Consider the following 20,408-nt stretch of genomic DNA (forward strand, 5'->3'; position numbering starts at 1 on the left):
ACCAATTTTGTCGTGTTAAGCTAGTCCTAGAGCGCAACTCGATGTAACATATCGGGTCTTTAAAATTAACTGTGATAGGACTATGCGCGAGTACGCTGTATTTACTTCGGAATCTGTAAGCGAAGGCCATCCAGATAAAATGGCTGACCAAATCAGTGACGCTATTTTGGATGCAATCTTAAAAGAAGACCCATATGCACGGGTTGCTTGTGAAACGCTTGTAAAAACAGGTGCGGTTGTACTTGCCGGTGAAATCACAACGACAGCAAATGTTGATTTTGAGGCAATTGTACGTCATACCGTAAACGGAATTGGTTATCACCATTCTGATCTTGGCTTTGATGGTTCAACCTGTGCCGTGATCAACATGATTGGTAAACAGTCACCTGAAATTGCTCAGGGTGTCGACCGCCAGAAACCTGAAGATCAGGGTGCCGGTGACCAAGGACTGATGTTCGGTTATGCAAGCCGTGAAACTGATGTACTGATGCCTGCCCCGATTTCATATGCTCATCGTCTTATGGAAAAACAGGCTGAATTACGTCGTGATGGTACGTTGCCATGGTTACGCCCAGATGCCAAAAGTCAGGTCACTTTTGCTTATGAAAATGGTGTGCCAGTACGTTTAGATGCCGTAGTCCTTTCGACTCAACATGATCCTGAAATCACGCAAGCGAACCTGAAAGAAGCTGTGATTGAAGAAATCGTGAAAAAAATCATTCCTGCTGACATGTTCCATGCCGACACCAAATTCCACATCAACCCAACGGGTATGTTTGTGATCGGTGGTCCTGTAGGTGACTGTGGTTTAACTGGCCGTAAAATTATCGTAGATACCTACGGCGGTATGGCACGTCACGGCGGTGGTGCTTTCTCTGGTAAAGATCCCTCTAAAGTTGACCGTTCTGCTGCGTACGCAGGTCGTTATGTGGCGAAAAATATCGTTGCTGCTGGCTTGGCTGACAAGTGTGAGATTCAGGTGTCTTATGCGATTGGTGTTGCTGAGCCAACTTCAATTTCAATCAATACATTCAATACTGCAAAAGTCTCTGAAGAATTGATTATTGCACTGGTTCGTGAACATTTCGACTTACGTCCATATGGCATTACCCGTATGCTTGACCTGATCCAGCCAATGTATAAGCAAACTGCTGCTTATGGTCACTTCGGTCGTGAAGGTTCAGATACTGCATTTACTTGGGAAAAAACTGACAAAGTGGAAGCGCTTAAAGCCTCTGCTGGTCTATAAGTTTTTCTTAAAAAAAGCCTGCATCATGCGGGCTTTTTTATGTCTTTCATTTCTTCATTTTTAGAATTATCTCTGGCTCATGATGCCAAATATCTAAATACCAAACTTCATACTATAATCTGCATGTCGAATGATAGTTTTGAAGCTCCCCTCTCTGTGAATATCACTATTCCATGAAACTTAAAACAACTTCCGACTGTGCCATTACAGTATAAGTATCGAAAAAAGTTACAGTTAATCAACAAATGTTGATCTATTTGCTAGCATAAATCTAAACAAATGGCTGCTAAATTAGATTGCAGCTCTACAACAACAAAAGGATATTACTCGATGAATAAATTACTGATTGCTTTAGGTTTGGCGACCACTGTTGCCTTAGTCGGCTGTAGTAAAGAAGAAGCGCCTGAAACCGGCGCAACCACAGGTGAGCATTTAGAAAATGCAGCCAATCAAGCCGGTCATGATATGGAAGATGCCAGCCGTGAGGCTGCGGTAGAAACCGAACGAGCAATGGATAATGCCGCAGAAAATACTGCTCAGGCAGCGGACGAAGCAGCTGCTGCAACGTCTAGAGCAGCAGATGCCACTGCGGAAGCAGCACGTAAAGCAACTGCAGCAACAGCTGCGGCAGTTGAGGAAGGTGCCGGAGAAGTTCGGGAAAAAGCTGAAAACTGATTTTAGGATTCAGCTTGATGTTTAAAAGCCTGCGATTGCAGGCTTTTTTATCAGAGATGATTTTAAATATCGAATGATCTAAATTGAAATTGCATTATTTGTTGATGGGATCAATTTTTTATCTAAGTGAGTGGATAAAATCAGATAAACTGATAAAACTTATCAAGTATTAGAATGACTTAATTGTGATTCAATCGGCAAAACGGGCTGCATTTAAACTGAAATTCAGTAGAATACCAGCCTTTATTTTTAAAATTTAATCTCCCATGTCAGTCATTGTTGCTGCTTCCCAACGGTCGAATATTTCGGTCTGGGCAGCTTTTATTTTGCTTATCATAGGTACAATCGGTGCCTATCAAATCGTAGGCTTAAATCAGGCCCTATTATTTTTGGTTGGTGGTGCACTGGGCATGACCCTGTACCATGCTTCATTTGGTTTTACTTCGAGCTGGCGTGTCTTTATCAAGGAACGTCGCGGCCGTGGTTTACGTGCGCAGATGATTATGCTGGCGCTGGCAGTTTTACTGTTCTTCCCCGCTTTAGGTGCAGGTGAATTGTTCGGCAACCCAGTCAAAGGCAATGTTAACCCTGTTTCCATGTCAGTCATGATTGGTGCCTTTATTTTCGGTATCGGTATGCAGCTGGGTGGCGGTTGTGCATCAGGTACCCTGTATACCGTAGGTGGCGGTAGTGCACGTATGCTGGTGACGCTCTTGTTCTTCTGTATCGGGTCTGTGATTGCGACCTCCCACCTTGACTGGTGGTTTGCCCTGCCACATCTTGAGCCTATTTCACTGGTAGAAAGTTTAGGCGTCCTCCCTGGATTGCTGTTGAGCTTTATCGTTTTTGCCATCATTGCTGCGGCGACTGTTTATTTTGAAAAGAAACGTCATGGTAGCCTGGAAATTGAGCCACGCAGTGAATATCAGGGCTGGAAGCGCTTTGTTCGTGGTCCATGGCCTCTGATTTGGGGCGGTATTATTCTGACCTTGCTCAACTTTGCCACTTTGGCACTGGCAGGTCGTCCTTGGGGCGTGACCTCTGCACTGGCAGTTTGGGGTGCCAAAGGTGCTACGCTTGTGGGTGTTGATGTAGCTTCTTGGGATTATTGGCAAAAAGCAGGCAATGCCAAAGCACTGGCAGAATCATTATGGTTTGATATTACCTCAATGATGAACTTCGGTATCATGCTGGGTGCTTTGTTGGCAGCAAGTTTGGCAGGTAAATTTGCGCCGAATTTCAATATTCCAAAACGTTCACTGATTGCTGCTGTTGTAGGTGGCATAATGCTGGGCTACGGCGCACGCTTAGCTTATGGGTGTAATATCGGCGCATATTTCAGTGGGATTGCCTCTGGTAGTCTGCATGGCTGGTTGTGGCTGGTGTTTGCCTTTATCGGCAATGGCATTGGGGTAAAACTTCGTCCAATCTTCTTCCCGGATGAGAAACCGCAGCCTGAAAAACTGAGCGGTTGTTAATTTTTAAAATCAAAAGCCCATCTTGATGATGGGCTTTTTTCTATCTTTGAGATTTACAGCACAGCTTTTAAATTACAGCCATAACCCATGGTCTGCTGGACCTGACGATAAGTCGTATAACGATCCAGAATAAAAGTATAAAAATGATCAGCATCAGAGAAATTAGCTTTTAAATTTTCATTCTTGGCATTGGGCAATTTAATGTCATCGACCAGTTCCAGATTGTAATGTCCCAAACGGAACATATCGGCAAAATAACTATTCATCATATCGCAATAGGCGATTTTACTAGGTTTTAATGCGGTACTGCTAACGAGATGCTGGTTCAAGCTTTGCAGATTATTGACATCTAAAGGAAACTGGTGTGCGAAAGCAATGCTTTCGACTTTCTTAAATTTCTGAAAGTCTTGGGCTAACTGGACATTGAGTGCATCAAAACGTTGCTGCAGTTCCTGTGCGGTCTGAACCTGATATTTGGCTGGATCTACGACCGGTTTTTGTGGTTGTTCCGAACATGCAGTTAATCCAGTGAGCAGTGCTAATGACGTTAGCCATACCTTCATGTTTATACACTCAATTTAAATATACCAATGCTTATTATGCCTGAAAGCAGCTTGATGTACTGTTTAAAGTAATTTCTCATTCATATAACGCCAGTAGCGCTTTGGCACATATTGAATATGCAATTTCATGTTCTTGCGCGCCTGAATATTCACACTGTTAAAATAGTCTTTCCAGAGCTGATCATATAGCAGCTCTTGATCATCCAGTTCAATACTGAATGATTGACTATGACCAATCCGGATTTGTGGATCGATTATTTCAGCGTTCATCTCGACCTGATGCATCTGCCTTAAATCATAATAAATACCGTAATTACGCTGCTCGTCATAAATCAGCCAACTTTGATCCTGATAACGCTCCTGAAAATGTCGGGAAATAATCGGCAAGACATTAAAATCCGGTCTGACCAGACTCAGAAACAAACCATCTTTGGCTTTTTTAAAGCGTACAAAAGCCTCCATACGATGCTTTTCCCGCCCCACTTGCTTGGCCCATTGCGACATGCCGATCACCGCAGTATGACCATAATCTTTATCGACTGGACGCTGGTTTTGAAAGACATAGACTGCAAAATCAAAAAGAGTCTGGAACGCTGCTTCCTGCTCTGACAAAAACGTATAGTAAAAAGTACGCAAACTGCTGGAAGATACTTTCTGCTTTAATCCCTGCCACACCCGCTGCCCATGCTGATCATTAGAGGCCACATGGATAAATTCATCAAATAAACCTGTTTGTGCTTGAGGATTGGCCGTCACTATCACGTTAAATTCTTTAAACTCGAAAGCACGAAATACACAACTGAGCAGACCAGTCATGCTGCCATCAAAACAGTAACTTGCCACTAGAAACCAAATCCTAATTGAGGTGAAAGTTGCTGCTGATATTTGGATTGCCCTGACATCAAAATTTGCTGGCGAATCTGATGGGACTGCTGATCTTTCTTAAATTTCGGTGTATCTGCACAGCGGATAAAATGCTGCGCCCGGTTATAAGCCACGCCCATGCGTTTTAGCTGGTCAATATGAATCTGTCCAAAACGGCGGGCCTGTACAATTTTCTGGGCAGAACGTACACCTATACCGGGTACCCGTAGAATCATTTTATAGTCGGCACGGTTAATATCGACTGGAAAGGCTTCAGGATGACGCAAGGCCCAACTGAGTTTGGGATCAATATCCAGCTCCAGATTCGGATGCTGCTCATCGACAATTTCATCAGCAGCAAAGCCATAAAAACGCATCAGCCAGTCAGATTGATACAGACGATTTTCTCTTAATAATGGCGGTGCTGAACCGATGGCGGGTAAGGCTTTATCTTCAGGATTAATCGGGATATAACCAGAGAAATACACCCTTTTCAGCTTGAATTCCTTGTAATGCCGATCAGCCATCAAAATAATATCCTGATCGGTTTCACTATGCGCGCCCACCACCATCTGTGTGGTTTGTCCGGCAGGTACAAACTTGGGGACTGACTTGATCAGCTTGCGTTCATCTTTGAGCTGGATCAACCGGTCGCGTACAATGCCCAAGTCTTTTTGTACTTCGGCATGGGTTTTCTCAGGCGCAAATTTTTGCAGTCCCGCTTCCGTCGGCATTTCAAGATTAATACTCATACGGTCGACATACAGCCCAGATTCGGTAATGATCTCCTGTGATGCACCCGGAATAGTTTTCAGATGGATATAGCCATTAAAGTTTTCTTCGAGTCTAAGTTTTTTGACCACCTGTAGCATCCGTTCCATGGTGTGATCGGCCGATTTAAAAATTCCCGAACTGAGAAACAGCCCCTCAATATAATTACGCCGATAAAAATTCATGGTCAGATCGACGACTTCCTGCACGGTAAATGCTGCACGCTGGACGTCATTGGAACGGCGCGAAACACAATAGGAACAGTCAAAAATACAGACATTAGAGAACAGAATTTTCAATAAGGACACACAGCGGCCATCTTCGGTATAACTATGACAGATACCATTCCCGGTATTGCCCACACCCTTGTCTTTATTTTTACGGTTGCTACCACTAGATGAACAAGACACATCATACTTGGCAGCATCGGCTAAAATTTGCAGTTTTTCACGGATACGATCAGACATGAGCTCAGAGAATATGTGACCAAAAAGCTATTATAAAGTGTTCAATTCTAGGCTAATAAAAGTTCTATCTTCTTGGCGACGTAGCGTGTCGCAAGAAATGTAAATAACACGTAACCCATGCTGCAGTATTTCAAAATAAAATAACCAATATGATTTGCTTAATTTTGTGCTCAAAGGCAAAGTAAAAGCATAACAAGGAGGAAATCTATGTCTTTATTAGAAAATCTCGGAATTAAACATCCTATTTTCTTGGCACCGATGGCAGGTGTCTCTACGCCCGAGCTTGCTGCCGAAGTGTCCAATCAGGGCGGCTTGGGTTCACTGGGTCTGGGGGCCAGCAGTATTGATGCAGCTCGGCAACAGATTTTAAAGACTCAAGAACTGACAGATTGCCCTTTTCAGGTTAATTTTTTCTGTCATGACACTGTTCCTGTAGATGAGGCTGTAGCGCAGGCATGGATTGCACAGTTTAAAGATAAATTTGCCGAATATGGCGCTCAGGCACCAGATCATTTGGAGTGTATTTATCCGAGTTTTAAAGACAATGATGACTTCCTAAATCTGGTATTAGAAACCAAACCGCGAGCAGTCAGCTTTCATTTTGGGATTCCACATCCGCATCAGATTCAAGCCTTAAAACAGGCCGGGATTCTGACCATGGTATCTGCAACTAATTATGCCGAAGCCAAAGCCATTGAAGCAGCCGGAATTGATATCATTATTGCGCAGGGTATTGAAGCTGGTGGCCATCGCGGGATTTTCTCGACCAAGTTTGATGCATCAGTTAAAACCTCGAATCTGGTGAAGCTGATCAAACAGCATTCTTCCCTGCCGATTGTGGCAGCAGGCGGGATTATGACGGGTGAACAAGCGCGTCAAATGATGGATTTCGGTGCAGATGCCGTGCAACTTGGAACTGCATTTGTGCAATGCAAATCCTCCAATGCTAACGAGGCTTATCGTAAAGCACTATTTTCCAAGCCACTCACTCAAGTCAGTGCCAGTATTTCCGGTCGTCCTGCACGCGGCATCATTAACCACTGGCATATTGAAGTGGATACACCCGATCGGCTGGATGTTCCGGCTTATCCATATACTTATGATCTGGCCAAGCAACTACATGCTGCTGCCGCCAAACATGGGGATCAAGGTTATGGCGCATTCTGGGCAGGTTCAAATGTGGCGCAGATTCGTGAAATGGAAGCTTCCGATTTGATTAACCAGCTCGTACTGGAAATGAAGCATCTTTAATCATTGAATCATAAAAAAACCTCTCACATGGAGAGGTTTTTAGTTTATTTAGAATTAGCGTGTGACACGATGCCAGGCATCTTTAACTGCAAATTTAGCTTCTTCCCAGTTGAGGCGGGATTCACCTTTTAACTGCTCCCATTTGGTACGCAGTTCAGGTTCGGCACGATCAAAATCCGTATCATGCTCATACATCGGACGGTTTTCATAACCGACCCGATAAGCACCGCGATAATCACGATCATAATCTAAATCGCCATATGTGCTACGCGTTTCATTGAAATACGGGCGATTATGATACTCATCTCTCCAGTAATTATCTTCTGCACTCAAATGATCTGGATGTCGATAATTATTTGCCTCAGGCAAGTTCTCTGGATGCTGGTAATTATCTGTCTGCTTCCCATGATCAGACGTTGCAATGTCATTACCTGCAATACCGCCAACCACTCCACCGATAATACCACCCACCACTGCACCTGGAGGGCCACCCACCAGACCTGCAACTGCACCTACCGCAGCTCCGCCCAAAGTACCGGCACTGGTCGCAGCCAGATTATCTTCACCTTCATTCATGTCTGGAACACGAGGATTATCTTTCACGGGTGTATTCAAATCTGGACGCGCATTGGTATCAGTCGGATTGATATTCAGGCCTTCACTGCGTTCTTGTGGCAATTCCGTTGACGTTTTATGGCTAAACTCTGTGACTGGACGATTGGTATTTGTCATTACAGATCTCCCTCAATGATGACGATAAACAAGATGGATCACATCTGGTTTATATCTGGATAGGTTCATCATAGAGGAAGCTTGAGTAAGCAATGTCCAAGTCCTGTCCAGTTTAAGTGAACAAACTGTGCTGCTATGTATTAGACAGGCTGAAGTGTAAACAGAATGCAAAAATCCGCCTGCTCAAGATAAAAAAGGTAGGGATTTCATGCAAAAAATATTACATGATTCGCTGAATTTTGCCCGTCATTACTTGGTTTCCATTAAATTCACCTGCTCGACCTGTACATCATTCATGGTTAAACCATGTTCTAGCAGTGCATTAAAATAATCTTCTACCACACGATACTGGTCAGCGGTATTTTCTACCTGATACATGCTTTGACGAAACTCGTTACTGGAACGCAGTCCTTTGGTGTACCAGGCAATATGTTTACGGGAAATCCGGCAACCGGAATACTCGCCGTAAAATTCGTATAACTCTGTCAAATGTCCCAATAGAACATCTTTCACTTCTGTAATACTTGGTGCATCCAGATGTTGACCGGTTTTTAAATAATGGGCAATTTCACGAAAAATCCAGGGCCGACCTTGTGCTGCACGACCAATCATAATTGCGTCTGCACCGGTATAATCCAGCACGTATTTGGCTTTTTCAGGACTGTCGATATCTCCGTTGGCAATCACGGGAATCTTCAACATTTCCTTTACGTCTTTGATTAAAGAATAACGCGCGGTATTCAGATACATATCTTCACGGGTACGGCCATGTAAAGCCAGTGCCGCAATCCCGGCTTGTTCAGCCCGTTTGGCGACCCGCATAATATTTTCCTGACCGTTCAAATAACCAAGACGGGTTTTTAAAGTCACTGGCACGTCAACTGCGGCAACGACTGCATCCAGAATGCGTGCAACTAGATCTTCATCCTGCAATAAAGCAGAACCGGCAAGTCGGTTACAGACCTTTTTGGCTGGGCAGCCCATATTAATATCAACAATTTGTGCGCCATTCGCCACCTGATAACGTGCCGCTTCAGCTAGATCTTGCGGATCTGAACCAGCAATCTGCGCTGAAATCGGTGCCAGTTCGCCATCAAAATTAGCACGATATAAGCTTTTCTTACTCATGCGCAAAGTTTTGTCAGATGTCATCATTTCACTGACCGCATGGCCTGCACCAAAGTATTTGCACAAGGTTCTAAACGGACGATCGGTCACACCTGCCATGGGAGCGACAATCAAATTGTTTGACAGTTGATATGGACCAATATACATATAAATTCATCACTTTTTTGATGGGCATAGTATACTGCATCTGCCTTATTCGCTCATCTTTTCAATTAATTTACGACACCATGAATAAAACTTTCGCTTCTTGTTTTTCTTTTAAGTCATTGTCTGTACTTGTACTTTCTCTGGGTCTTGCCGGTTGTGGCAATGGTTCATGGTGGTCAAAAGATGATGAACCGACACTTGAAGTTGAACATATTCGCAAAGCTATTCCAAACCGTGTCAACCAACGTGAGTCTTGGGCACAAGATATTTATGACATTACCGAACAGCTCGGCATTCCTCAGACCAAGGAAAATGTTTGTACGATTGTGGCAGTGGTTGATCAGGAATCTAACTTTGTTGCAGATCCTACTGTTCCGGGTTTGGGTGAAAAGGCGGTTAAGGAAGTCCAAGGTCGCCTTGATGAAAAATTCAAAGATAAGCTTGGTCAAGCAATTGGTGGCACAGTTGCAGGATATTTCCAGGAAGTTCTCAAGAACCATCCGAGTCCTGAAGACAACTACTTAAGCCAGATGCGCCGGGTCAAAACCGAACGTGAACTCGACGAATTATATCGTGAAATATTTGACTATATGTCGAAGCACTATCATGTTAGTGCCCTGACTGGTGCTGCCAAACTGGTCGGCCAGAATATTGGCGAGAAAATGAATCCAATTACCACCTTGGGTTCAATGCAGGTACATATCAGCTATGCGAAAGAACATAAACGCCAAGGCGGCAATATCGCGGAGTTGCGTACCGATCTCTACAGTCAATATGGCGGTCTGTATTATGGGATTCATCGCCTGATGATGTATCCGGCGGATTATGACAAGCCAATTTATCGTTTTGCGGACTATAACTCGGGCATGTATTCCAGTCGAAATGCCGCTTTTCAGAGCATGTTAAATGATTTAACTGAAGCCGAACTTGATCTGGATGGCGACTTATTGCTCTATACTAAAGATGGCGCGATCCGTTCGCAGAAGAGTCAATCTGAGCGTGAGTTAATCAGTGTTTTTGCCAAAAATAATTTTATTATCACTGAACGTCAAATCCGAGCTGATTTAAAGAAAGAAAAAGATAAAGACTTTGAAGATACGATGACTTATCGTGGTGTCAGCAAGCTTTATCAGGAAAAAACGGGTAAAGATCCTATCTATGCCATTATGCCTGAAGTGGTCATTTCCGGACCAAAATTAAGTCGTGATTATAATACTAACTGGTTTGCTACCCGCGTCGATGGTCGATATCAAACATGCATGCGCAAAATCAAAAATCTAAAACTCTAGCCTTATTTGATTTTGATGGAACCCTGTATCTACATGATAGCTTTACCGGGTTCATTTTCCATGCCTTAAGAAAACGGCATATTGTGAAACGCGGCATGCAAATTTTGCCATGGATACAGGCCTATTATTTAAATTTCTATCCGGCACACCGCATGCGACCCAAATTGTATGCCAGCATGTTTAAAAACAGTGATGCAGAGGAAATTCTGCAATTAGCTCAGGATTATGCACAACAACTAATATTCAAGTTGAATCCGAAATTATTAGAACAACTTAAACAGCATCAACAATTAGGACATGAAGTCGTGCTGGTATCAGCCTCATTGGATTTGTATCTTAAACCGGTGTGCAGTTATTTAAATATCGATTTAATCTGTAGCGAAGTTGAAATCAAAGCTGGGAAATTGACAGGGTTTTATCAAACTCCTGACTGTAGTAACACACAAAAGAAAATTAGAATTCTAGAAAAATATAATCTGGATAATTATGCTGAAATTTATGCTTATGGGAATAGCAAGGAAGATATAGAAATGCTCAGTCTGGCGCAGCAAAGCTATTTTGAGGGTCAAGATCAACAGCTTCCAAAAATTAATATTTCAGCTCATTCGATGCCATATTAGTCCTTTCCATTCTATCGGGTTAACCTACTAAACACCTTTAGACAACGCTATAAATGGCAGATTAACTTTTTTACTTTATGCCTTGAAATCATCTTAAATAGCTTCGTAATCAGGATTTTTACTTCCTGAAGTATTCGCCTCCTAGCTAAAAAAACCACTTCATTTGAAGTGGTTTTTTTAGCTTTAAGAAAAATTATTTCTTAAACGGAAATGCATATTTCACAATACGTTTGATCACACTACCGTATTGTTTTACCAAGCTGGCATTGTTATAGTTCAAACCATATTTTTCACAAACAGCCTGAACTTTCGGTGCCATTTGACGATAGCGACGTGCAGGTACATCAGGATACAAATGATGTTCAATCTGATGACTTAAATGACCCGTCAAGATATGAAACGCTTCAGAACCGGTCAGGTTGGATGAACCACGGATCTGACGCATATACCAGTGACCACGACTTTCATTTTGCAGTACCGATTTCGGGAATACTTCTACATCTTTGGTAAAGTGGCCACAGAAAATAATACTAAAGGTCCAGATATTACGCAGACCATTGGCCACCATATTGCCGGTCAAAACAGGTAAAGCCGCAGGACCTGCGATGAGTGGGAAGAATACATAATCTTTAAACAGCTGTTTACCGATTTTGCTCTGCATTGGACGCCATTCTTCTTTGGTCTGCTCTTTGCTTTTACGGCCTTTGAAGTATTTACCCAATTCAAGATTCTGAATCGCAACACCCCACTGGAACAATAAACAGAATGGCACTGCATAAATTGGTTGCAATAAATAACCCGGTTTCCAGCGCTGTTCCGGGAACAAGCGTAATAGACCATAACCGATATCATCATCCATACCCTTAATATTGGTATAAGTATGATGCTTAAAGTTATGGGTTTGACGCCAGTTGTCTGAAGTCCCTACAATATCCCATTCATAAGTCTGACCATTGAGTTTAGGATCATTCATCCAGTCATATTGACCATGCATGACGTTATGACCCAACTCCATGTTTTCCATGATTTTGGCAAAGCCTAATAGACCTGTGCCTAGCAACCATGCTGGCGGGAACCAGCCTGCAAACAATAAGGCGCGACCGGCAATCGATGAGTAACGAATGGTTGAATAGACACGACGGATATATTTCGCATCTTTTTCACCTAGATCATCTAGCACTTCTTGCTTAATCGCATCGAGCTCACGTGCAAGTTCATCAAGTTCAAACTGGGTTAATTCACGGTTTTTAGGATTTTTAAAATACTGTAATTTTACTGGCATATTCATAAGATAAAACTCGCTTATAAGTCGATGACAAGGTCAGTCTGCGCTGAGTTAATACAAATTTTGAGCAGGTTGCCGGGTTCGGTATTTTGTGCACCGTTGACCAAATTCTTGGTCGAACCTTCTACTTTATTGCAGGCACATTTATTACAAATGCCCATACGGCAACCATGGGTCGGTTTAATATTTTGCTGTTCCAGGCTCACTAGAATGGATTGGCCTTTTGGAATGCTGACAATTTTTTTCGACTGGGTCAGGGTGACATTAATAAAGCCGGTATCCGATAGATCCGCCAAACTCATGCTAAAGGCTTCACCTTTAAACTGTTTTGCCTGAGCAAAAAGCTGTTCTGCTTTAGATACAAAACCTGAAGGACCACAGCAATATACGATGCTATTTTCCAGATTTTGCAGATCTGTCAGATAGGTTTCATCCAGACGTGCAGCAGCTGGCTGTTCTTGAGTGGCATACACATGAAATGAGAAATTTGCATGTTTCTGAGCAAGCTCTTCAAACCGTGCTTTAAATGCGGCATCCTGATCTTTTTTAACCCAGTACCAGAGAGTGACCGGTGCAGATAGTTCACCTTTTTTGCTCAAGCTTTCCAGCATACTGAGCATTGGGGTAATACCACTCCCTGCTGCAAGCAAAATCAATGGACTCGTCTGCGCAGGCAAGGTCATATCACCATAAGGGTGACCAAATTCGATCACATCACCCACTTGTGCCTGTTCTGCAAACCATGTGCTGACTTTACCAGCATCGACTTTTTTCACGCTCAGCAATACATGCTGAGAATCGACACGGGTCAAGCTATAGCTACGTTCATAACGAATGCCATTCACTACCACATAGACCGGATGATGCTGCCCTGCTTCACCAAACTTAAATAAGCGATTCACCTGAATTTTCAGACTCAGCATATCCTGTGCTGCATTTTCTTTGTGCACGATCTTGCCTAATGGCTGATTCAACGACCATACAGGATTGAGTTTCTGAATCCAGAAATTAATCGCATGCTGATCGATTACACTGTCAGACAGTGCATTCAACGGCGTTTTAAGTTTTTGGAGTACATGCATCGTTTGCGACATCACCTTGGGTTTTTAATTATTATACACATGTATATATATTTGTATATGCAACTGTATTGTTTCTAATCATTTCACAAGCTTGACTGGCTCGGTTATAATAAAATGATTCATGCATGAACCTATTGATGAACGAGCCTTCAATGAAAATAAGCAGTGACGCATCTTTATTACAATCGAAAAGCATTGATGAGCCGATTATCGTACGGAGTGTCGGTCGCAAGGCCACCATTACCAAGGAAGAACTGTTTCAGGCTGCGTTGAATCTGATTGGGCCACAAAAAAGTATTTCCTCTTTAAGTCTGCGTGAAGTCGCGCGTGAAGCCGGTATTGCACCGAACAGCTTCTATCGTCATTTTAAAGACATTGATGAACTGGCCATTGAGCTGATTGATCGTGCCGGGATTGTATTGCGTCAGATTTTGCATGAAGCACGTCTGCAAGCTTCTCGCCAGAACAGCATTATCCGCAGTTCTGTAGAAGTCTTTATTGCCCAGCTGGATGCCGATGAAGGCAATCTGAGCCTGTTATTACGTGAAGGCTATACCGGTTCCAAATCTTATAAACAGGCGGTGGAACGCCAATTAAATTATTTTCAGCAGGAACTTCAGGAAGATTTAATTCGTCTGGAACGCCTAAACAATAAGAAGTTATTTCATCCCGATATTGCAGCCAAAGCCATTACCCAACTGGTCTTCAACATGGGTGCTAATGTGATTGATATGCCTGCCGAAGACCGCAAAGAAATTGCCGAACAGACCATGATCATGATCCGGATGATCCTTGAAGGTGCACGTCATCTGGAAGATTCTCAGCTGCGCTAATTTTCCGATTTGCATGAACTAGTATAAAAAGAGACGTAATCAGCGTCTCTTTTTTATGATGATTACAAAAGTGCGAGTTGAGCTTTGACTGCCTTTGCAGTGGCTTCCGGATACTCAAGCGGGAACATATGCCCGCCCTCGACCACAGAATAATTAATCCGATAAATCTTGTGCATCCCTTGTGGCAACCCCTGCTGATAAAACTGGCTTTGCTCTGCAGTCATCAGATGCATCGGCACTTCAGGCGGTCGGCGTGGCGTTCTCCACCACCAGGCTGGCACAGTCCGGAAGATTTCCGCTTCTATCTGTTTTGGAATAGTTAACGTCACCCCACCACGTTCAGGTTCTGGCTGAATGCCGCTCTCGATATAATCAGCAAAACACTGCTCATCGAAATTTTTAAATAAGCGGTTAAACCGGAGTGCTTCAATAGCGACCTGTTTTGATGACCAATAATCTTTGCGTTTTAGCGTAATTCCTGCGGGTGTATAACGATCGACACTTTTTAGATTCAGCTTTTTAATCAGTTCGAACATGGCGCTGTTTTTTCCAATCACAAACGGTGGATCCATAATGACCAGTTTGGAAAACAGTTCGGGACGTCGATACGCCGCCATAAGGGTCACCAGACCACCAAAGGAATGCCCTAAACCAATCACCTGTTGCTGAGGAAACTGCTGCTCGATATCTGCAATAACTTCATCGACCAGATAGCGCCAGTCTCGCGTAATTGGATATTGCTGATTCATGCCGATAAATGGAATCGCTTTGACCTCATAATCTTGCTGAAAACAATGCAAAAACTTTTGATAAGTTGCCGAAGGGATACCATTGGCATGAGTAAAATGTAGGGCTTGCTTCATTATTTTTAAACGCAGCGCGTATTCATCCTGAAATCATCGAATGAGCTTACTGATCTATTCTTTCATTCGGCAGTGCAAAAATGCTCAAAGCATGACCTCAAAGTCATTTCTCTGTACTTCTTCAGAATTTAAAGTCTATTTCTGCGATACAGTCAAATGTTGCATCGGTAGAAAAATCGCGCCGCAACTGGCCTTATCCCCCGCGATGACCACTGCCCGTCCTTTGACAGTAATAGACAAATTGCTGGAAATTGCGGTGACCATGGTCTGGCATTTGGGACAATAATGCTTCATGCCATTTAAATGTACGGCGATACCATTGATCAAAAAAGAGGGTTCACATTCAGTTACCATGCCGCCATGACTGGTCTTTGTACCAAGGGTAATTAATGCTTTTGACATGCTTTGTCATTCTTATTATTCAGTAGGCTAATTTTAAACAGGAGGAAAATGACAGACCAGCATTCTCCGACAAAAAATAATAAACTCGGATTTTGCCCATAAAAAAAGCAGCCCGAAAGCTGCATTTTTTTATTGCGTAAAACTTAAGGCTTGACCACGACCATCACCTGAATCGCTTCCGGTGTTACCGATAGACCATCCAACAGGCTTAGACCCTCTTTCTGCAACTTCTGTAAACGTGCAATTTCATCTTCACGGATACTTGGGTTGAACTGTTTCAGATAGGTCAGACGATCAATTTCATATTGCCATTTATTGCCATACACTTCTTTGGCTTGCTGCTTGAAGCCCGGCAATGCACTGCGTGCCAGTTCAAGTGCCTGTTGATAACGTGCTTCAATCACATCACGACGTGCTTTCACCACCTGACGGCAGCTATTGCCATCTAAATGATGCAGGTACGGTTTCAGGATTTCTGGCGCAATCTTCTGGGAAAGATCCTGACCTTTTTCACTCAGCAAGACACGAATCAACTGTTGCGGCAAACTAGACGGCAAGTTCAATGCTTTCGGTGCCACTACATCGACCTTGAACCATACTTCAAGTAATACCGAACCCTGTGGCAGTGCTGCAGATTTTAGTACCGCAACGTTAGTGCTACCAAAGCCTTGCGTATTGATCATTTCCATCACACTTTCAGTGAATGGATGTTCCAGTGTCAGGTATTGCGCATCTTCGCGGATTTGTGCCTGATCACGATAGAAAGTCGCTGTAATCCCTTCTTCATCCAACGTCAAACCTTGAACCTGCATTTGATCGGTTGGCTTGATGATCACTGTACCGTTACTTTGCTCGTCAAAGTCGATATTTGTGGATGCCATAAAGCGCTTCATGAAAATCGGCAAAGTGGTATTGTCATCATAATCTTCAAGCGCGTTGACAATTTCCTGCGCCACCACCGGACGGCAAGAATTGTATTCAAGCAAACGGTCACGACCTTCCTGCAATTCAGCTTCCAGCGCTTCACGTTGCACGCTAACTTCTTCCAGCAGGTCTTCAAACTCTTGACCTTTGTCTGCCAATAGACAGTCTTTCAAGCGAACAATAAAATTTTCTTGCAAGGTTTGTGCAGCTGGAGAAATATTGCTGAAGATATTCAGCGCTTCGTTATACCAGCGGAACATACGTTCTTGTGCAGTTCCCACCAGATAAGGCACATGAATCTGAATGCGGTTTTCCTGACCGATACGATCCAGACGACCAATACGCTGTTCCAACACGTCCGGGTTCGCAGGTAGGTCAAACAGAATCAGATCAGAGGCAAACTGGAAGTTACGTCCTTCTGAACCGATTTCCGAACAAAGAAGAATCTGCGCGCCATACGAATCTTCAGCAAAATAAGCTGCGGCCTGGTCACGTTCTAACAAGCTCATGCCTTCATGGAACATCGCCGTACGAATACCGGCATGTAAACGCAGTACATTTTCCAACGCCTCAACCACTGGCCCGCTACGCGCAATCAGTAAGACTTTCTTGTGTTTTAAATCGGTACGCAAACGCTCCATCAGCCACATCACGCGTGGATCGGCTTCCATCCACGAGCCATCTAGCTGAGCTTCTTCAGGCCACATTTGCTCACGTAATTTACCATCTTTAGACCAGTGTTCTGGTGCTGGCAATGGCGCTGGCTGACAGTCACGACCCGGGAAACCTTGAATCGCTTCACGCGTATTACGGAACAGGATACGGCCTGTACCATGACGGTCTAAAAGTTCATGAATGGCACGGAAACGCTGTTCAGGATGATCTTCAATCGGATGACCTAACAAGGCCTCAATCGCAGTAAGATGCTCAGCTTCTAGCGGCATGTCTGACATCAACACTTCTGCAATTTTAGCCGTATGCTGATATTGCGCTTCTTCATCGAGGAAACGATCCAGCGAGTTAAAACGCTGCGGATCAAGCAAACGTAGGCGTGCAAAGTGACTTTCTACACCGAGCTGTTCAGGTGTCGCTGTCAATAACAACACGCCCGGCGTATGTTCAGCCAGTTCTTCAACCAGATCATAACGGTCATTACCGCCATCTTCTTCGCTCCACATCAAATGATGCGCTTCATCAACTACCAGCAAGTCGAAACCTGCTTCAAGTGCCTGTTCACGAAGATCTTCATGGTCGACCATCAAATCGACAGAGGCAATAATTTTTTGTTCGGTCAGGAATGGGTTCTGTTCAGGGTCATGTTCTTTGATCGACGCAGTACGGGTCAAGTCAAATAGCGAGAACTCAAGATTGAAACGACGGCGCATCTCGATCATCCACTGATATTGCAGTGAATCTGGTACTAAAATCAGAATACGTTCAGAACGGCCAGTTTTCAGCTGTTGATGGATGATCAGACCCGCTTCGATGGTTTTGCCCAGACCAACTTCATCGGCCAGTAATACACGCGGTGCAAAACGCTGACCGACTTCATGTGCAATATACAATTGATGCGGAATCAGGCCGACACGTGAACCTACCAAACCACGCAGTGGACTGCTTTGCATATTGGCCTGCATCAGCAGCGCTTCAATACGCAGGTCATACCATTCTTTATAATCAACCTGACTGGCCAATAAACGGTCTAGAGGCTTAGACAGCTGGATGGTCGCACCAATACGAGTTTCATTCAGCGATTTACGTTCTTCAGTTCCATCTTCCAGAGTACGAACAACATGATAACGCACCACGCCATTGCGGTCTTCAACGGATTCTACAATCCACTTGGTCCCTTCCTGATCCTGTAATTCATCTTTCACATTAAATACGATACGAGATAAGGGTGCATTGCTGCGTGCATAGACGCGGGTTTCATCGCTTTTCGGGAATAAAATGCTGACCGACCGCTCATCAACATCAATAAGAACGCCTAAACCGAGTTCTGTTTCAGTATCTGATAACCAACGTTGACCAATAGCAAATTGCTGCAATTTTTCCACCTTTATCTTAAGTACAAGATTATGAATATTAGGCTCAATCACGAAACGTCATTGGAGCAAAATTTCACACCTTCAAGCAATGTATTTTGACATAAAGCCCACTAAAAAGTGAGCATAATTCACGCCGATTAAAGAAGTATTTCCTAGAACGGCGCCGGACAATAAAATTCGACCAACTGCTCTGTTTGAGGATGATAAAAACTCAAACGTTCCGCGTGTAAACATAAACGCGAGCTGAGCTGTTGCTGTTCGGATGTCGCATATAAGGTATCGCCAATAATCGGATGTCCGAGATATTGCATATGCACCCGTAGCTGATGTGAACGGCCGGTAATTGGGATCAGTTTCACCCGGGTCACAGGCTGTCCCTGAATATTAAAATGTTCAATCGCCTGCCAATGCGTGATGGCCGGCTTATGATGTGTGGGATCTGCGATATGTAAAGGCGGACGGCTTGGATCATACACCACTGGCACTTCAATAGTGCCTTCACCTTCGAGTGTACCTGCAACCACAGCCTGATAGGTTTTATCAGTCTGGCGTTCCTGAAACTGGCGGGAAATGGTTTTTTGTCCCCATTTGCTCAGACCAAAGGCCAAAATACCGGATGTATCGCGATCCAGTCGATGAATCAGTAAAGTTTTGGGTTCTAATTTGACCAGACGGTTGATCAGGCAATCTTGTAAGTCTTCTGTTTTACCGGGAACTGTGAGTAAACCTGCAGGTTTGTGGATGACCATGAAATCGTCATCACGATGTATCAGATGTTCGGTTAGAAAATTACTCAAAGTTCAATCCCAGGCTGATCGTGAAAAACAAGGCGGCAATGATAGAAAGCTTAGCCAATAATTACAATGCGCATTTATGTAAATGACGATGAAATTTCCGATTTAGCGCATAAAATTGCTCAATCACAGCGCATCAACCTGAGGATTTTAAAATGAAGCTTGCCAATTCATGCAAAGACGGATGCTTTAGCACATCTTCATAACGGATATTGGCACCATGCGCACGCCATATACCAACGAGACTGACCATCGCTACTGAATCCAGACCATAATTTTTTAAGTCGACATAGGGATCAATTTCCAAAGCATCCATATCCAGCTGTTCTGCGACAGCCAACATAATGCCTTTGGTCGACAATACATATTCTGACGGCGCGCTTAAATCCCATAATCGAGTCAGGCTATAGGTATTTAAGTGATGTATCCCCTGTGCCGAAATATTTTCAATCCACTGAATATGCTGATCTTGATTTGACAATAAAATCGCATCATCAACTACACAGATTTGCTCGGTGACACTTTGCAGATGCGGTAAAATCTGTTTCAGCATCGGTGTAACCTGCCCGGCAAAAATCAGTTGCGGATGCATTGAGGCATATTCTCCCAATTGCTGCATGCCTTGCATCAGGTCATCACCATATAAGTCAACAATCGGAATATCGAGTGCTTTGGCTTTATTGCTGATCTGGATCAGATGACTCATTAGGTCGCTTTCTTGTATGCTTACCATCATCCTTAAATTTTGTAATCCCACTAAAACCAAAACAGATTCATTTGATGCAAGCTGCCATTTGGCTTGGGATGGAGCAAGTTGGATTTTTTTAGGGATGGGGTACAGCATGGGAGGCTCTTATAAATACAAAATAGCATGATGATTCATGCTATTTTAGTTTAGCATCGATTTGAAAAACACTTTGATTTCACAGAGGTTTATTGTTCT

19 protein-coding genes are annotated in these 20,408 nt (G+C 43.5%); 7 read left to right on the forward strand and 12 right to left on the reverse strand.

Features of this window, described 5'->3' with window-relative positions:
• The first annotated feature begins 82 nt into the window (after window positions 1-82).
• From metK to MWG72_RS12845, 3 genes are all read left to right on the forward strand, one after another.
• Window positions 83-1,249, forward strand: a complete 1,167-nt coding sequence (gene metK, locus MWG72_RS12835; protein WP_005246700.1) for a methionine adenosyltransferase — start codon at window positions 83-85, stop codon at window positions 1,247-1,249.
• 330 nt (window positions 1,250-1,579) lie between these two features.
• On the forward strand, window positions 1,580-1,924 hold the full coding sequence (locus MWG72_RS12840) for a hypothetical protein (RefSeq protein WP_005104359.1): 345 nt from the start codon (window positions 1,580-1,582) through the stop codon (window positions 1,922-1,924).
• Between the two features lie 266 nt (window positions 1,925-2,190).
• Window positions 2,191-3,402, forward strand: coding sequence for a YeeE/YedE family protein (locus MWG72_RS12845; protein ID WP_004279974.1), 1,212 nt, complete (start codon window positions 2,191-2,193; stop codon window positions 3,400-3,402).
• 53 nt (window positions 3,403-3,455) lie between these two features.
• Here the strand turns inward: MWG72_RS12845 and MWG72_RS12850 are convergent, their stop codons facing one another.
• The 3 genes from MWG72_RS12850 to MWG72_RS12860 all read right to left on the reverse strand — a co-directional run bounded on the left by MWG72_RS12850 (window position 3,456) and on the right by MWG72_RS12860 (window position 6,067).
• Window positions 3,456-3,965: a hypothetical protein gene (locus MWG72_RS12850; protein ID WP_247144205.1), complete on the reverse strand. Its 510-nt coding sequence runs from the start codon at window positions 3,963-3,965 to the stop codon at window positions 3,456-3,458.
• A gap of 63 nt (window positions 3,966-4,028) precedes the next feature.
• Entirely contained in the window at window positions 4,029-4,808 is a 780-nt protein-coding gene (locus tag MWG72_RS12855) for a TIGR03915 family putative DNA repair protein (RefSeq protein WP_247144206.1), read from the reverse strand.
• Window positions 4,808-6,067 carry a putative DNA modification/repair radical SAM protein gene (locus MWG72_RS12860; RefSeq protein ID WP_247144207.1) on the reverse strand — a complete coding sequence of 420 codons (1,260 nt, stop codon included), beginning with the start codon at window positions 6,065-6,067 and terminating at the stop codon, window positions 4,808-4,810. Before MWG72_RS12860 ends, MWG72_RS12855 begins: the two co-directional genes overlap by 1 nt.
• Window positions 6,068-6,274: 207 nt before the next feature.
• Here MWG72_RS12860 and MWG72_RS12865 point away from each other — a divergent pair, with 207 nt between their 5' ends.
• Window positions 6,275-7,318 (forward strand): NAD(P)H-dependent flavin oxidoreductase, encoded by a 1,044-nt coding sequence (locus tag MWG72_RS12865; protein ID WP_247144208.1) that lies wholly within the window; start codon window positions 6,275-6,277, stop codon window positions 7,316-7,318.
• Between the two features lie 54 nt (window positions 7,319-7,372).
• On the opposite strand, the gene MWG72_RS12870 is transcribed toward MWG72_RS12865, so the two are convergent.
• Both MWG72_RS12870 and dusB read right to left on the reverse strand, forming a co-directional pair.
• Window positions 7,373-8,050 (reverse strand): hypothetical protein, encoded by a 678-nt coding sequence (locus MWG72_RS12870; protein ID WP_180038555.1) that lies wholly within the window; start codon window positions 8,048-8,050, stop codon window positions 7,373-7,375.
• A 249-nt stretch (window positions 8,051-8,299) separates the two neighbouring features.
• The gene (gene dusB, locus MWG72_RS12875) at window positions 8,300-9,325 is read right to left on the reverse strand and encodes a tRNA dihydrouridine synthase DusB (RefSeq protein WP_247144209.1); all 1,026 of its coding nucleotides are present in this window, start codon (window positions 9,323-9,325) and stop codon (window positions 8,300-8,302) included.
• An 80-nt stretch (window positions 9,326-9,405) separates the two neighbouring features.
• Here dusB and MWG72_RS12880 point away from each other — a divergent pair, with 80 nt between their 5' ends.
• Together MWG72_RS12880 and MWG72_RS12885 are read left to right on the forward strand one after the other, a co-directional pair.
• Window positions 9,406-10,614: a DUF1615 family protein gene (locus MWG72_RS12880; RefSeq protein ID WP_004646653.1), complete on the forward strand. Its 1,209-nt coding sequence runs from the start codon at window positions 9,406-9,408 to the stop codon at window positions 10,612-10,614.
• Window positions 10,581-11,234, forward strand: a complete 654-nt coding sequence (locus MWG72_RS12885; protein WP_004729896.1) for an HAD-IB family hydrolase — start codon at window positions 10,581-10,583, stop codon at window positions 11,232-11,234. The genes MWG72_RS12880 and MWG72_RS12885 overlap by 34 nt, the downstream gene beginning before the upstream one ends.
• Before the next feature lie 193 nt (window positions 11,235-11,427).
• Here the strand turns inward: MWG72_RS12885 and MWG72_RS12890 are convergent, their stop codons facing one another.
• The gene (locus tag MWG72_RS12890; protein WP_004646650.1) at window positions 11,428-12,522 is read right to left on the reverse strand and encodes a fatty acid desaturase family protein; all 1,095 of its coding nucleotides are present in this window, start codon (window positions 12,520-12,522) and stop codon (window positions 11,428-11,430) included.
• 14 nt (window positions 12,523-12,536) lie between these two features.
• Window positions 12,537-13,601, reverse strand: coding sequence for a flavin reductase family protein (locus MWG72_RS12895; RefSeq protein WP_243474937.1), 1,065 nt, complete (start codon window positions 13,599-13,601; stop codon window positions 12,537-12,539).
• A 152-nt stretch (window positions 13,602-13,753) separates the two neighbouring features.
• On the opposite strand from MWG72_RS12895, the gene fabR reads away from it, so the two are divergent.
• A complete protein-coding gene (fabR, locus tag MWG72_RS12900; protein WP_004646648.1) occupies window positions 13,754-14,434 on the forward strand; it encodes an HTH-type transcriptional repressor FabR in 681 nt (226 codons plus the stop codon).
• 62 nt (window positions 14,435-14,496) lie between these two features.
• Here fabR and MWG72_RS12905 read toward each other — a convergent pair whose 3' ends face one another.
• From MWG72_RS12905 to MWG72_RS12925, 5 genes are all read right to left on the reverse strand, one after another.
• Window positions 14,497-15,297 carry an alpha/beta fold hydrolase gene (locus MWG72_RS12905; protein ID WP_247144210.1) on the reverse strand — a complete coding sequence of 267 codons (801 nt, stop codon included), beginning with the start codon at window positions 15,295-15,297 and terminating at the stop codon, window positions 14,497-14,499.
• Window positions 15,298-15,432: 135 nt separating this feature from the next.
• Window positions 15,433-15,699 carry a PAAR domain-containing protein gene (locus tag MWG72_RS12910; RefSeq protein WP_247144211.1) on the reverse strand — a complete coding sequence of 89 codons (267 nt, stop codon included), beginning with the start codon at window positions 15,697-15,699 and terminating at the stop codon, window positions 15,433-15,435.
• Window positions 15,700-15,842: 143 nt separating this feature from the next.
• On the reverse strand, window positions 15,843-18,680 hold the full coding sequence (rapA, locus tag MWG72_RS12915) for an RNA polymerase-associated protein RapA (protein ID WP_114540805.1): 2,838 nt from the start codon (window positions 18,678-18,680) through the stop codon (window positions 15,843-15,845).
• Window positions 18,681-18,823: 143 nt separating this feature from the next.
• Window positions 18,824-19,468 carry an RluA family pseudouridine synthase gene (locus MWG72_RS12920; protein ID WP_247144212.1) on the reverse strand — a complete coding sequence of 215 codons (645 nt, stop codon included), beginning with the start codon at window positions 19,466-19,468 and terminating at the stop codon, window positions 18,824-18,826.
• A 133-nt stretch (window positions 19,469-19,601) separates the two neighbouring features.
• Entirely contained in the window at window positions 19,602-20,309 is a 708-nt protein-coding gene (locus tag MWG72_RS12925) for a phosphopantetheine-binding protein (protein ID WP_247144213.1), read from the reverse strand.
• Between the last annotated feature and the right edge of the window lie 99 nt (window positions 20,310-20,408).

It is taken from the genome of Acinetobacter lwoffii (assembly GCF_022967985.1).
Classification (GTDB): Bacteria; Pseudomonadota; Gammaproteobacteria; order Pseudomonadales; family Moraxellaceae; genus Acinetobacter.